The 14,041-nt window shown below is 56.8% G+C and carries 15 protein-coding genes; 9 read left to right on the top strand and 6 right to left on the bottom strand.

All coding sequences use genetic code 11. The annotated features are described in order from the left end of the window. The first annotated feature begins 1 nt into the window (after position 1). Together LOH54_RS05515 and LOH54_RS05510 are read left to right on the top strand one after the other, a co-directional pair. Positions 2 to 427, top strand: coding sequence for a GNAT family N-acetyltransferase (locus LOH54_RS05515; RefSeq protein ID WP_231021036.1), 426 nt, complete (start codon positions 2 to 4; stop codon positions 425 to 427). Between the two features lie 165 nt (positions 428 to 592). Further along, entirely contained in the window at positions 593 to 1,405 is an 813-nt protein-coding gene (locus LOH54_RS05510) for a sulfite exporter TauE/SafE family protein (protein ID WP_231021035.1), read from the top strand. Positions 1,406 to 1,414: 9 nt separating this feature from the next. On the opposite strand, the gene LOH54_RS05505 is transcribed toward LOH54_RS05510, so the two are convergent. After that, complete coding sequence (locus tag LOH54_RS05505; RefSeq protein ID WP_231021034.1) at positions 1,415 to 1,762, bottom strand: TraR/DksA family transcriptional regulator; 348 nt, start codon at positions 1,760 to 1,762, stop codon at positions 1,415 to 1,417. Positions 1,763 to 2,032: 270 nt separating this feature from the next. On the opposite strand from LOH54_RS05505, the gene LOH54_RS05500 reads away from it, so the two are divergent. Then, the gene (locus tag LOH54_RS05500) at positions 2,033 to 4,117 is read left to right on the top strand and encodes a fibronectin type III domain-containing protein (RefSeq protein WP_231021033.1); all 2,085 of its coding nucleotides are present in this window, start codon (positions 2,033 to 2,035) and stop codon (positions 4,115 to 4,117) included. 33 nt (positions 4,118 to 4,150) lie between these two features. On the opposite strand, the gene LOH54_RS05495 is transcribed toward LOH54_RS05500, so the two are convergent. After that, positions 4,151 to 4,591, bottom strand: coding sequence for a MarR family winged helix-turn-helix transcriptional regulator (locus LOH54_RS05495; RefSeq protein ID WP_231021032.1), 441 nt, complete (start codon positions 4,589 to 4,591; stop codon positions 4,151 to 4,153). A gap of 85 nt (positions 4,592 to 4,676) precedes the next feature. On the opposite strand from LOH54_RS05495, the gene LOH54_RS05490 reads away from it, so the two are divergent. Further along, positions 4,677 to 4,979, top strand: a complete 303-nt coding sequence (locus LOH54_RS05490; protein WP_231021031.1) for a monooxygenase — start codon at positions 4,677 to 4,679, stop codon at positions 4,977 to 4,979. Positions 4,980 to 5,014: 35 nt separating this feature from the next. On the opposite strand, the gene LOH54_RS05485 is transcribed toward LOH54_RS05490, so the two are convergent. Then, the gene (locus LOH54_RS05485) at positions 5,015 to 6,070 is read right to left on the bottom strand and encodes a hypothetical protein (RefSeq protein ID WP_231021030.1); all 1,056 of its coding nucleotides are present in this window, start codon (positions 6,068 to 6,070) and stop codon (positions 5,015 to 5,017) included. Positions 6,071 to 6,255: 185 nt separating this feature from the next. Between LOH54_RS05485 and LOH54_RS05480 the strand changes: the two genes are divergently transcribed. Continuing rightward, positions 6,256 to 6,666 (top strand): DUF3617 domain-containing protein, encoded by a 411-nt coding sequence (locus tag LOH54_RS05480; RefSeq protein ID WP_231021029.1) that lies wholly within the window; start codon positions 6,256 to 6,258, stop codon positions 6,664 to 6,666. 142 nt (positions 6,667 to 6,808) lie between these two features. On the opposite strand, the gene LOH54_RS05475 is transcribed toward LOH54_RS05480, so the two are convergent. Further along, entirely contained in the window at positions 6,809 to 8,005 is a 1,197-nt protein-coding gene (locus LOH54_RS05475) for an amidohydrolase family protein (protein ID WP_231021028.1), read from the bottom strand. Between the two features lie 237 nt (positions 8,006 to 8,242). Between LOH54_RS05475 and LOH54_RS05470 the strand changes: the two genes are divergently transcribed. After that, a complete protein-coding gene (locus LOH54_RS05470; protein WP_231021027.1) occupies positions 8,243 to 8,785 on the top strand; it encodes an ester cyclase in 543 nt (180 codons plus the stop codon). Positions 8,786 to 8,836: 51 nt separating this feature from the next. Here LOH54_RS05470 and LOH54_RS05465 read toward each other — a convergent pair whose 3' ends face one another. Beyond that, positions 8,837 to 9,475: a hypothetical protein gene (locus LOH54_RS05465; RefSeq protein WP_231021026.1), complete on the bottom strand. Its 639-nt coding sequence runs from the start codon at positions 9,473 to 9,475 to the stop codon at positions 8,837 to 8,839. A gap of 186 nt (positions 9,476 to 9,661) precedes the next feature. Between LOH54_RS05465 and LOH54_RS05460 the strand changes: the two genes are divergently transcribed. The 3 genes from LOH54_RS05460 to LOH54_RS05450 all read left to right on the top strand — a co-directional run bounded on the left by LOH54_RS05460 (position 9,662) and on the right by LOH54_RS05450 (position 13,050). Next, positions 9,662 to 10,579, top strand: coding sequence for a DUF3137 domain-containing protein (locus tag LOH54_RS05460; protein WP_231021025.1), 918 nt, complete (start codon positions 9,662 to 9,664; stop codon positions 10,577 to 10,579). Between the two features lie 118 nt (positions 10,580 to 10,697). Then, positions 10,698 to 11,771 (top strand): alkene reductase, encoded by a 1,074-nt coding sequence (locus LOH54_RS05455; protein WP_231021024.1) that lies wholly within the window; start codon positions 10,698 to 10,700, stop codon positions 11,769 to 11,771. Positions 11,772 to 11,895: 124 nt separating this feature from the next. Beyond that, on the top strand, positions 11,896 to 13,050 hold the full coding sequence (locus LOH54_RS05450; protein ID WP_231021023.1) for a T6SS phospholipase effector Tle1-like catalytic domain-containing protein: 1,155 nt from the start codon (positions 11,896 to 11,898) through the stop codon (positions 13,048 to 13,050). Between the two features lie 7 nt (positions 13,051 to 13,057). On the opposite strand, the gene LOH54_RS05445 is transcribed toward LOH54_RS05450, so the two are convergent. Then, positions 13,058 to 14,005, bottom strand: a complete 948-nt coding sequence (locus LOH54_RS05445) for a hypothetical protein (protein ID WP_231021022.1) — start codon at positions 14,003 to 14,005, stop codon at positions 13,058 to 13,060. Positions 14,006 to 14,041 lie beyond the last annotated feature (36 nt).

Here is a 14,041-nt window from a genome sequence, read left to right as displayed (position 1 = left end):
TATGCAGCTTGCATGGCACGATACCTGCGACGGCATTGACTGGGAGCAGCTTTCCGATCTCTACAGGGTTGCCCCGCTGGGAGACAAGCCCCCGGAGGCGCTTCGGACGGTCTTCAGCAACAGCATGTTCGTCTGTTTCGTCTTCGACGGAGCTACTCTGGTCGCCTCGGGACGGGCACTTGCCGACGGCGTTGACTGCGCCTATATCTGCGATGTCGCCGTGCTGCCGGCCTACCAGGGCCAGGGGCTTGGCAAAGGCATTGTCTCCGCGCTCGTCGAACGCGCCCGCGGACATAAAAAGATCATTCTCTACGCCAATCCGGGGAAGGAGGCGTTTTACGAAAAGCTCGGTTTCAGACGCATGCGCACGGCCATGGCGGTTTTTGAAAACCGGGAGCAGGCGATCGCGTGGGGACTGCTGGAATAAAAGCCTCCTCCCGTATGGCGGCATCAAGTTTTTCACAGACAATTAAATCTTTTGCGTTTAAATAGGTGCAATTCAATGGGTATTTTGATAAGCGTCTGCTACAATACCTGCAAATATACCAAGGGCATTGATGTCAATCCAACCGTACGAAAGATGTAGCGCAGTATGAAACGTCTCCTCCAGGGATTCGCCGCCGGGGGCGCTGTCGCGACACTGGCGGGGCTGATCGGGCTGGGCGGCGCGGAATTCCGGCTGCCTGTACTCAAGGGGCTGTTCCGGCTCGACACGCTCAAGGCCGTTATCCTTAACAAGGCGACATCGCTCATCGTCGTCTTTTTCGCACTGCTCTTCCGCGCTTCTGAAATCCCTTTTGATCAGCTGTGGGAGTACAAAAGCATCATGCTCAACCTTCTCGCAGGCTCCCTGGCGGGCGCCTGGATCGCTGCCGGCATTGCGATGAGGATCAGCGAGCGCACGCTCGACCGCATCGTGCTCGCACTCCTGCTATTTCTCGCTACCGTCCTGATAGGAGAGCACTGGTTCCTCCAGGGAGAGAACGGGGCGCTTTTTGATGCCCCGCTGGCACAGATGATTGCGGGCGTAGCGGCAGGATTCGGCATCGGTGTCGTCGCATCGATGCTCGGTGTGGCGGGAGGCGAGCTGCTCATCCCCGTGATCGTCCTGCTTTACGGCGTCGACATCAAACTGGCCGGCAGCCTCTCACTCGCGATCAGCCTGCCGACGATGATCGTCGGTTTTGCACGGTACAGCCAGAGCCAGGCCTTTATCGTCTTGCGCGAAGAGCGGCGGCTCTTCATCGCCCTGGCCGTCGGGTCCATTGCCGGCGCCGCCGCCGGTTCGGCTCTGCTCGGGGTTGTTCCCGGGGACATGCTGGTCCTCCTGCTGGCGGTGGTCCTGATGCTCTCGGCATACAAGATCTTCTCTCATCAGCAAAAAAATTCGACACAGTCGGCGTGAAGCCCAGCGCTACAGTTCCGCTTCGCGCTGCTCCTCGATGCAGTATCGGGCATGCGGGACCGCCTGCAGCCTCTCAAGGGGGATCTTGTCGCCGCTCGCCTCGCAGACGCCGTAGGTTCCGTTTTTGATCTTTGACAGGGCGTGATTGACCTCATCGAGCTCATGCCGCTGCTGTTGGATCAGCGCCGTTTCGTTCCGGCTCTCGTTTTCCAGCGAAACTTCGTCCTGCATATCGACACCGTCGTCCGTCGTCGTCACGGCGTCATTCTCCATGAGAAGACGCGCGATGCTCGATTCCAGCTCCGATTTCATCGCCAGCAGCGTTGTTTCAAACGTTTCCAAATGCTTTTTTTTCATGGCTTCTTCTCCTCGTATTTACTATCTTATTGATACCAATGTAAAAGATTGATTAAGGAGAAAAACAAGTTTGATCGGCTGGTTCCGCAAAGCAACTGCGCTCTCAAGAAGATTTCACGTTAGAGCTGATAACATTCTCAAAGAAATACACATAATAACAGCAACCGACATCACACAATTCTACTAACACCCAACACCTTCGGGAAATATGTCCCTCATCTCTCTCAGAACGGGTGTTTTACGGTTTGTTGCTAAAGGAGTCTTATCAGAATGCATATCAGCACCTTCGGCCTTTCGGCAGCATTTTTGTCCCTCTCTCTCATTTTCAGCGGGTGCGGCGGCGGTGGAGGCGGTTCGGACACGACGTCCGACAGTACCATACCGACAACGCCCACCGGCCTCAGTGTCCAGGTCGTCTCGACGTCACAGCTCGACCTGAGCTGGAATGCATCTACCGATGACGGTACGATCGTCGGCTATAAAATCGAGTGGACAGGAGGCCTCGGCATGGCCTATTCGACCTCCTATGCGGCGACAGGACTCTCTGAGAGTACGTCATACTGCTTCACTGTCGCGGCCATCGACGACGAGGGCAACATCTCCCCGCAGTCCGCAGCGGTATGCGCCGCCACAGAGACGGCCGCCCCCTCCCCCTGGGTCACCGTGCGAACGGGTACTTCCGATGAGCTTGCCAACGTCGTCTGGAACGGCAGCGAACTGGTCGCAATTGCAGAACATTTCGGTACTCCGACATCGATATTCAAGTCCTCCGACGGTATCGACTGGACACAGACCAAGACGTCCGGTTTCGCTTTTGACGGTGCCGATGACGTCGTCTACGGCAACGGCCGCTTCCTCGCCGTCGACAGCGACTGGTACTTCACCTCCACTGACGGCGTTGCATGGTCGCAGGGTTATGTCGAAATGAACAGTTCGATCAACGTCAACGCATTGGCCTGGTCCCCCTCTCTCTCACGTTATATCGCCGTAGGAGAAGCCGGCTACATCGCGACGTCGACCGACGGGACGAGCTGGACGCCCGTTACATCCGTACCGACGACGGAAAACCTCACCGGGACCGCCTGGATCGACGGCCGCTTCTACGCTCTCGGTGCCCAGGGGACGATCCTCACTTCCTCAAACGCACTCGACTGGAACAGCGAAACGACCCCGGCCGTCAGCGATACGATCGAAGACATTGCCTGGAACGGCACCACCTTTGTCGCCATCGGATACGGCACCGTCCTCGCCTCCTCTGACGGTAGCACCTGGAACGAGGTCAACAGCAGTATCGGCGGGGAGAAGGTCGTCTGGGGCGACGGTACGGCGAACGTCTTCGTGATGATCGGCTCCTCCAACACGATCTATACCTCCCCCGACGGCACCGCCTGGACACGGCGGTTCCCGGACCACGATCCCTATTATTATCAGCTGAGCCTGCGCGACATCGTCTGGACCGGCACCCGCTTTGCGGCCGTCGGCGAGCAGGGAACGATCCTTACCTCCGCCGACGGTATTGATTGGCAACTTACCGCGAGCAGTTCCGACCTCAGAGGAGTGACATACGACGGCAGCCGCTATATCGCCGTCGGCGCCTGGGGACGCATGGCCGTCGGCGACAGCGCGGACAGCTTGCAGTACCGGTATATCGGCGATGACCAATACTATACCCATGCTATCGCCTATAACAGCACCCAGTACGTCGCCGTCGGACAGACCTACGGCCTCTATACGGATGATCTCATCACCTGGACCGATGACTGGTCCGGGGCGACGACCACCCATTACGCGGTCGTCTGGGACGGCAGCCAATTCGTGCGTGTCGGAGCATACACCCAGACCTGGGACGGCGTGAGTTACGACAGCAGCAATGAGCCAGACTGGGTCCTGACCGACAATGCCTTTTACCGTGACCTTTTCTGGGACGGCAGCCAGTTCTTGGCGGTCGGCAACAGCGGGACTGTCGCCACATCCCCGGACGCAAGCACGGGATCGTGGACATCGCGTGACAGCAACAGTACTCAAGCCCTTTACGGCGTCACCAAGGGCAACGGCCGCTATGTCGCCGTCGGTCTGGACAGCACCGTTATCACCTCGGACGACAACGGTACGACCTGGACATTGCGCTATCCGACGGAATCACAATATATCTACTACAACCTCTACGCCGTCGCTTGGACCGGTGCGCAGTTCGTCGCTGTCGGGGAGGCAGGCATGATCCTCACTTCTGCCGACGGTATCACCTGGGAGAAGACCTATCATGAGGCGTACAAGACCTTTTACGACGTGATTGTCAACGGTGCCGATATCGTCATGGTCGGCGCCGACGGCACGATCGTACGCAACAACCCTTAAAGGCGGCAGAAGCCCTTCTCAGGTGCCGGGGCTTTAAGTCCCTTCCCCCCGCTCCAACGCCTCCAGAAAATGTAAAAGCGCTTCCTGGTTCTTCAGGTACTGCTCGAACACATCCCGCCCCAGGAAGCGGCCCATTTCCGCCTCGGTGTCGGCGATCACTTTCAGGGCCACATTCACCAGCACTTCGCCCCGCGGCGTCAACATGACGACCTTCTCTTTCCGGTTGTCCGGACGCGTCTGCAGTTCGATGTAGCCCGACGACGCCAGTTTCCCGACATGTTTATGCGCCGCCTGGCGCGTGCTCCCCAGCGCCACGGCCAGCGCACTGACACTCATCCCGTCCCTTTCAGACAGATGCGCGAAGATGCCGAGCAGTGCGGGGGTCAGCTCCGTAAAACCTTCGTGCTGAACGGCCCTGAGAATGATGCGGTTGAAGATGGTACTGGATTGAAGTGCGCTGAAACAGAAGGACATTGTAAACCTAGTTGACAAAAATTGATGGGTTGATTATACTTCCGCCAACCTGTCTGCAGGCTTCAACAATCAAAAAGGGAGTACCATGAATTTTATGCTTCAAGTCGATTTTCCGTATGAAGGACCGTTCGGAGCGGAGATGAGCGAAGCGATGCGCGGCCTCGCGGAAGACATCGCACAGGAGAAAGGTCTGGTCTGGAAGATCTGGACCGAGTCCGAAGCCGACAAAACCGCCGGGGGGATCTACCTCTTCGACAATGAAGCGGACGCACGCCGCTATCTTGAAAAGCACGAGGCACGCCTGACCTCGTTCGGTATCCAACACATCCGCTCCGTTATCTTCCGGACCAACGATGTGCTGAGCAGAATAGACCGCGCGCCGCTTTAAGCGCTGCCGGTCCGGGACATCACTTCTCTCTCTGCCTACTGGGCCTTCATCGGGCGGGGCTGCATCACCGGTTTGAGCTCTTTTTCGACGCTGACCGTCGTATTCATACGGTTATTGCGGCGGTTTGTATCCTCGAAACGCGGCATATTCAGCGCAGCCGTGATTTTCATCCCGTCTTTCAAAGCAAGGTTTTCAAAGGTGTAGGTCACCTTGCCGCCGGGTTGCGCCAGCCGCTTGCGCTCATCGAGACCGGCCAGGGTCACACCGCCCCACGATCTGCCGTCAACCGTCAGCAGCAGCGACAGTGCACTCTTGCCTTTGCGCGCATACACCTCGTCGGGGATAACACCCTCTCCGAAGTTCTGAAGCGTCACATAGAGTTTCCCGCTTCCCCTGCGCTGCCCCATCTGGAGGATACCGAGGTCCATCGGTTTGGGCCGGAGGGCCTCGTCGACATACTGCTGTTTTCCGGGGTAGGAGATCTTCACCTCGAACTCCGGTGCCAGCTGCGTATCGTAGTTGTCCAGGACAATGAAGTACATCCCCTGCGTCTCCATCAGCTCCATCTGGTCAATATCGTAGTGCGGCGGCGTCGACCGGCCGTCGGCGAGCGTAACATGGGCGTTGCCGCGGCGGTAGTACGCCGGAAGCTTTTTCTTTTTCTTCTTGCCGAAGATGGAGTCGGAGAGGTTTTTGAGGCTTCTGTAGACGCCACGGATCTCATCACCGGCAATGTACTCGACGGGATTGTATTTGTTCGCTTTTTGCGCCCACTCCTGGAACGTGCTCTTTTTCATCGGCTGTTTGCCGTCAAGAAAACGCGAATCGACAAAATACCAGCGGAACGGGGAGTGCCGTTTTTGCTGATCGACCTGTTCATGCGTGTAGTTCGTCACCTTGATCTCAAACGTCACCCGTCCCGGTTCGGTGATCTCGATGGGGTAGAACACTGTGTACGGATCACTGCGCTTTCCGTTGTACAACTGGACTTTTTTGTGGAAAAGGCCTCCATTCTCGTTGCCGGCTGCTCCGGCCGAATTGGCGACCGCCAGCAGCATTATGGCTATCAGCGCCCATTTTATTTTTTGCATAGGAATCCTTTTGTTGACGTGAGTTGACAGGCGGGTGCGACGCGGCACCGACCTACCTGTATGTAATAACCCTAACGCAAGCAACCTTAACAACATTACACATTGATACACCCCATGACGTTTGGTTTGCGAATATCACAATAATATATTACAATGGCCCTCAAATTAATGTACAAGGATATTTTATGCGATCGGTACTTACCGCTTTAATCTGCTCCGGGTTCCTCTTCAGCGCCTGCTCTTCGGAACCGGCAGGACCGGACTTCAAAGAGGGAAAATGGTCCATCACCAGCCAAACGGAAATGCAGGGAATGGCGATGCAGATCCCCGCAACGACCTTTGAGCAGTGCATGAGCGCGAAAGATCGCGTTCCGGTACAGCAAAACGACAATGACGGCTGTAAAGTCTTGGAACAGAAGATTGACGGCAACACCGTATCCTGGCGCATCGAATGCAACCATTCCAAAGGGGACGGCACAATCACCTATACGGATGAAAGCTTCCAGGGAAAAATGAACATGCATACCGATACGGGTATGGGCGCCATGACGATGACGACGACGATGACGGGCAAATACCTCGGCCCCTGCGAATAACCCTCCAGACCCGTTCCCGAATCCTCGTGTGGGAACGTGTTGATCCCCCCAATCTTCCGCCCGACATTGGCACAAGCCTCTCTATGTGAGCATTATCCATCCGCGTTTTGCCAACGGTACATCGATAGGTTTTGCCGAGTACCTATTGCCGCAGGACACGCCCTTCGCCGATGACGACGCGGGGGATGGCGCCGAGCATCATCGGCTCACGGTCCCATAACAGCAGCGAGGCCCATTTGCCCGGCTCGATGGTGCCGAGCTCCGCGTCCATTTCAATGGCACGGGCATTTTCCCGGGTAAGAAGATTGATCGCATCCGTCGCATCGAGACCGGCGATCATGAAGTATTGCGACGCATCGCGCAGGGTGTGTGCATGGATGACGGGATGATCGCTCATGACCGCCATCGGCACCTTTGCCCCGACCAGCTCGGAGACGTTCTTATACGAGGCGTGTTTGAGCTCGGTTTTATACCCGACGCTTCCCAACGGTCCAAAGACGACGGGGATTCCCGCCGCATCGAGGGCTTCGAAGATATGGCGGTGATGAATATCCATGCAGTGCTCCGCGCTGGCGCGCAGCCCGTACTTTTTGACCAACTCGATCAGATAGAGCGCATCGTCCTCTTTGTGAACGTGGATCTTGACGAGTTTGTTCCCCTGAAGCAGGTCCAGCAGCGCGTGTTCCGTCGCCGTGAAAGCGGCATGGTAGTCCGCCTCGATCTGCTCCCGTTTGAGGGCAAGGAGCTCTCCCTCAGCGCTTTCGTCCAGCTCCAGCAGAGCGATATCGCGGGCGGTACGCGCTTTTTTCTCCCGGGCCAGCAATGTATCGAAACGCTCTTCGAGGAGGGCATTGACCCCCATACGCGTATTGGGACGTGTTCCTTTCCACTGCCGCGTCGATGTCGGGTTGTAGCCCAGCGCCATCTTGTATCCCAAGTGTTTGACCAGCGCGCCGTCGACATTCGGCGCAAAATGGCGGATGACGGTCGTCTTCCCGCCGATGACGTTGCCGCTGCCGGGGACGATGCAGCTGTAGAGCACGCCGAAATCGATGGCATAGGTAAACGCCGGATCATCCATATAGATGCTCTGCAGGGGCTCGTTCAACGGCTGGATCTGGTCGGTCATGTCGTTACCTTCGGCCTCTGAAGAGGGTTCGCCTTCACGGAACATCCCGATATGGGAATGCGGATCGACAAAGGCGGGAGTAACGATCCCTTCGAAATCGTACCGTTCCGCACTGTCCGTCACGGCTTTGATCTGTGTGCCCTCGATATGGACATAACATGCTTCCCGGCGCGTACGGCCGTCGTAGAGAACGCTGGCTTTAATGATCACGGCAACTCCTTTACGCGTCGTATGCAAGTGGCGTGCACGCTGCAACGCTGTGACCTTGCCAAGCGGAACACTTAAAAAGAAAATATAAGAAAAATCAATCACTATCTTCTCAATGCAGATGCCTCATAATGGATGGATCAGGCATGTGCCGCGCTCCCGTTACTCCCCCCGGGATTCGGAGCGCGGCACGGATCATCGGCAGCACAGACTGCAGAAGAGGAGGAGGAAGGATTCCCCATGAAAACGATCATGAAAATTTGCGCATTATCGGTGCTGGCGGCGTTCGCTGCCGGTCTCGGCGGCTGTGCAAAAGTGCAGCCGGGCGTCGCCTGCGAAAAAGACCAGGAGCGCATTGCGGCCAACCTGGCCAATTTCGACGACCTGGACTTCAACGTCTACAGCGGCCAGAAATGGGACGAGCTCTCCCGCAGCCATGCGAAGGGCATTGTCGTCCACTGGCCCGACGGACGGACGACGAAAGGGATCGGCATTCACATTGAAGACCTGAAAGGTATGTTCGTGTGGGCCCCGGATACCCGGATCGAAACCCACCCGATCAAAGTCGCGCAGGGAGAGTGGACGGCCGTCATCGGCGTCATCCAAGGTACCTTCACACGTCCGATGCCCATCGGAGAAGGCAAGTTCATTCAACCGACCGGAAAATCGTTCAAACTGACCATGTCGACGTTCGGCCACTGGACGGACAAAGGAACGATGGACGAGGAGTACCTCTTTTGGGACAATCAGGAGTTCATGCGGCAGATCGGACTGGGGCAATAGCGCCGGAGGGCATCATGGGGTCGCATAATGTTTCCCCCGGGGCGGAGCCGTTCATCCGCGCCTTCGCTCCTCTGTTCCCATCGCCATCATCAAAAAACCGGTAAACGCTGCATTGTCTTTTCCCAGTGAAGGGTCCACCCGCTTTTTCATCTCGTTGAGCACTTTTGAATAGCCTTTATAAAAGGCGTACGCCGGGCGCGGTTTGTACACCAGCTCCCCTATTTCGAAGTGTTTGAGGATGTTCTTGGTCGTCGTCGGCTTGATGAAGAACGCCTTGCGGCGGTTGTAATAGTACGGCAGCATGGAGACCAGAGACCATTTCGCCAGCTTGTAATACGACAACACCTCAACAAGCCCCTCAAAGCCCTCTTTTTCGTTACCGTGCAGCAGTTCGTACAGCGCGATGGAGAGCATATCTTTCTGCTCCGGGCTCATCTGTTTGACCATGTCGCGCACGCGCGGTTTCTCGAAAAAGGAGATCATGGAGGATTTGGAGACGATCTTCGCGAAGTTGTCGCACACTTCGTCAGGCTGCCCGAAGGCGTTTTCGGCAAAAAGTGTTTCGACCTGTCGGCCGATCGCCGCGCTGTGATGCCGTTTGACAACGGGGAGAAGCGCTTCATCCCCGAAACCGCCGGGGTACATCGCGAAGAATTCCGCTTCGGCCGTTTTGAGTTTGTCGAGGTTCATAGGCTCTTTCCTTCCGCTTGCAGCTGTTCTGCTCTATTATACCCCGCCGCCTTCGGTACCGCCCGTTCGTATGGCGTCATGATAGCGATTCCGCCAAAGCAGTATGTTCCGCAGAGCGGTGCGGCGGACCTTCGATATAATCTCCTACAAAAGATCTTGTTTAGATCGGTACAGAGGAGCGGCGGTTTGAAGACATTGGCTGAACTGGAACAGGTCTTCGAACTACAGATCCAGCCGCATATTCCCCCTGAACGGACCATCCCTCTAAACGGCACGCTCAAAGCCGTACTCTTTACCTCTCTTTTTGCGGTGACAGGGGTCCTGCTCCTCGCGGGTATGCCTAAGATCGCCGTACTGGTTCTTCTCTTTTTCGCGCTGATATACAGCATACTTGCCACCAGGCGAAAACCCGGTAGAAGACGGCGGACGCTCAAGAGCTTCCAGCGTCTCGCCGTTGCCCCGCTGCTCCGGGCGATCGACCCCGCGCTGAAGTACAACCCCTACGGGGGCATCGCCTACCGCGACATCCTCGCGTCGAAACTGGCGGATGATTTCCCGGCCAAGACCTATGAAGCCAACAACCTGCTGACCTACGACAACGACGGTCTCCCGGTGCGGATGTCTCATGTCATGCTCGAACATCACGAAGCGGGGGAGAAGGTGCCGGTATTAGGCGGCCTGTTCGGCATGACGGCGGCCCGCCGACCGGTAGAGGGCACGACGATCGTCTCCTTCGACCTCGCAGAGAAGCACCTCGGTTTTCTCGGAAGCGGGCTGCAGCCCAAGGCGATGTACCGGGGGCTTGAAAGAATACGCCTCGACAGCAGCGGCTTTGAAAAAGAGTATGTCGTCCACGGAAGCGATCCCATCGAAGCTAATTTTCTGCTGTCGCATACGGTGATGGAAAAACTCGAAGAACTCATCAGAGAGTACCGCGTCTTCCCCCGCATCGCTTTCGTCGGGGACACCATCTACATCGCCGTGCTCAACGGCGGTTTCTTCCAACCTTTTTCGTGGACGTTCAACGATCTGAAACAGAGCATCAATGCGCTCAATTTCGCGCGCGAAGCCATCAAAGCGATCCATCATCACCACCGCCTCTAGACACGCATCTCCTGCACCCTCTCATTATCGTATCTGATACCCGAGAACTGTCCCCGGATTTTAAGATTGCTGTTACGGCCGTCGTGAAATAATGGCCCATCACCCACACAGGAGCACTATGATGGATCTCTTTTCACCGCTGAACGTCGGAAACATCACCCTTAACAATCGCATTGTCATGGCACCGCTGACCCGCTGCCGGAGCGTAGAGGAGCACCGGGCCAACGCCATGATGGCCAACTACTATGCCCAGCGGGCCTCCGCCGGCCTCATCATCAGCGAAGCAACCATGGTCTCCCCGATGGGGATGGGCTACCCCGCGACGCCGGGCATCTATACGCCCGAACAGACGGCGTCATGGAAACAGGTGACGCAGGCCGTGCATGATAAGGGCGGGAAGATCTATCTGCAGCTGTGGCACGTGGGCCGCATCTCCCACCCCTCTTTCCTGGGCGGCGAGCTTCCCCTCGCCCCTTCAGCGGTCAAACCGGCGGGACAGACCTTCACCTTCGAGGGGATGCAGGACTATGTCACCCCGCGCCCGCTGGAGACTGCGGAGATCCCAGAGATCGTCGCCCAGTATGTCGACGGGGCAAAAAACGCCGTTGCCGCCGGGTTTGACGGTGTGGAGATCCACGGCGCCAACGGCTATCTCATCGACCAGTTCCTGCGCGACGGCACGAACAGGCGCAAAGACGCCTACGGCGGTTCCGTCGAAAACCGCAGTCGCTTCCTGCTCGAAATCGTTGAAGGCGTCAGCGCCGCCATCGGCGCCGACCGCACAGGGGTACGGCTCTCTCCCAGCGGGACTTTCAACGACATGAGCGACTCCGACCCCAAAACGCTTTTCACCCATGTGCTGCACCGTCTGAGCGAACATCATCTGGCGTACGTGCATATTGTCGATGCCCTCGAAGGAGATATCCGCCACGGGGCGAACGTCGTCGAGCTCGCCGCCCTGCGCGATGCCTACAAAGGTGTGCTTATCACCTGCGGCGGCTATGACAAAGCAAGAGGAAATGCCATCATCGCCGACGGCCTCGCCGACGCCGTCGCTTACGGGCTGCTCTACATCGCCAACCCCGACCTGCCGGAGCGCTTCAAGGCCGACGCGCCGCTGAACGAACCGGACCCGGACACCTTCTATACCCAGGACGAAAAGGGCTACCTGGATTACCCGACACTCGGATAGCGCAGCAGCAGCGCGTCCTCTCTTTCCCTTCCGACGGCAGCCTTTGCCGTCGCCACTCTCCGGCGAAGCACTTTTATATGTAAAATATTTTATGGTGTTATAAAAAGGTTTTCAAGGAGAAGCGATGCTGCGGCTTGGCGTATTTTTTGACGGCACGGGCAACAATCTTTACAACGACGACCTCATCGGTGACGGATCGCTGAGCAACGTCGCCAAACTCTACAAAGTCTACCGTGCCAGCGGCTACACTGCCTTCTATTCCCAGGGGGTCGGCACAGGAAAATACAAACAGGGGAAAACCCTCTCAGCCAAGGCCGTCGAAGCGATACGGCAGCGCAAAAAGGCCAAGAACGACTATTACGACGCCCTCCATATGGCCTTCGGGGGTGATGCCAAAAGCTTTGTCAAACACAAGCTCAAAAAAGTCCGTTCGGCGGTGCGGCAAAACGGCAGTGAGACCGTCATCATCGATGTCTTCGGCTTCAGTCGGGGCTCCGCCGAGGCACGGGACTTCGTCAACCGCATCAATGCCGCCTACAAACACGACGCAAACGTACGCATCGGTTTTGTCGGCCTCTTCGATACGGTGGCGACGATCGGCCTCGCCAATGAGGTCAATATCGGTTTTAACCTGAACCTCTCGAACGATTCGGCTGAAAAGATCGTTCACCTGACCGCCAAAGACGAACACCGCCACAACTTTCCGCTGGAGTCACTGAGACGTGCGGACGGTACGACGGAAGCCAACACGGAGGAGATCGCCCTGATGGGAGTCCACGCCGATGTCGGCGGCGGGTACGGGGAGCTCGACGACCGCCAGGATCTCCTCCTCAAAGGGTCGGAGTTTTACCGGGTCTATCCGAAACACAAAAAGGCGCAGGCGGAGGCGCAAATCGATGCCTTGCGGCGGGAGGCGAAAGAGAAAGGCTACGAACTGCTCCACACCCTTACCCGGCTCCCCGCCCTCTCCGACTGGGCCCTGGACGCCTGTTTCATCGAACACGCACCGGTCGCCTATGGCCTCGGCAACAGTTCCCTGCAGCTGATGTATACGAAAGCTTCAGCACAAATTCCCGCCCTTGCAGGGCTTGAGCTCCTGGGGGAAACGGCCGCCGGTCACAGCCGCTTCGAAGCCCCCGCCGCTCCCGACATCAGCTATATGCATCTTTCCGCCGTCGGCGACCGATATGCGCTCTCAACGAGCGACTGGATCACGAACCTCAAAAACCCCGGCGGCAAACGCCGGGTCTATTTCAACGATCCACAAAAAGCCGGTTAGCGACGGACTAAGCCTTCTCTTTCTCGACCAGCTTCCGGTCGGTAAGGATCGCAAAGGGGATCTGGATCATATAGGCGATCATGATCGGCAGCAGCATCGAGACACCGAACGCTTTCATGGAGAAGGTGGAGAGGACCAGCGCCAGCGTGATATATCGCGTTACGCTGTGCCAGAAAGCGGCGCGCTCCTGGGGAGAGTCCATCTTGAAGATGAACCAGGCACTCGCTAGGTCCAGGACATAGAAGGCAAGCACGGCGGCCAGCGCGATGACGATCAGTTCGGGTTCGAAATCGTAAAGATCGACGAGGTTCTGTGTGCTCTGGAGGCCGAAAAGGTAGAAGAGGATAATGAACATGCTGATGTTACTGATGTAGGGGCGGTAGGTCTCAATGAACTTCTCCAGCGGTTTGAAAAGCACCACGAAACGGCTCGCGATAAACGGAATGACAATGAGCAGCTCAATAACCAGCCGCGCATAGCTCTCCATGTTGTTATTGTCATCCGTGTAGAGGGTGTCGAAATAGCGCTCGGTGTAGACGCCGAAGAGGTGCAGCATTAAAAACGACAGCGAGATCAGCAGCAGGTTGATAAAAAGGATGAGAAAGCCCAGCGACGTATCGCCGCCGGACTTTTTGATCCAATACATCACCATCCCGCCGCCGCTGAGTACCGACAGCAGAAATAACCCGGCGGCGATGCCGTAATCGCGGCTCAGCAGGCCGATAATAACGGCGAAGGTCGGCAGCAGTACAAAGTTGAGAAAAAGGCTTTTGATGACGACAAGACGGTGATGCCAGAGCAGTTTGACGTCCATGAGCTTCACTTTGAAAAGCGAAGGCATAATCATCGTCAGACCCGCGAAAAGACAGATATTCGAGCTGAAGATAAAGCCGTCGGTGTTGAATCCGTAGATAAAGCCGAGCAGCGCGCCCAGCAGTACGATCAGCAGTTGCATTTTTCCCCTTCATCATCGCAATCATTCATTCTAAAT

The sequence above is a fragment of the Sulfurimonas sp. HSL-3221 genome (genome assembly GCF_021044585.1).
In the GTDB taxonomy this organism is placed as follows: Bacteria; Campylobacterota; Campylobacteria; order Campylobacterales; family Sulfurimonadaceae; genus Thiomicrolovo; species Thiomicrolovo sulfuroxydans.
This window is presented reverse-complemented; position numbering and strand designations above follow the sequence as displayed.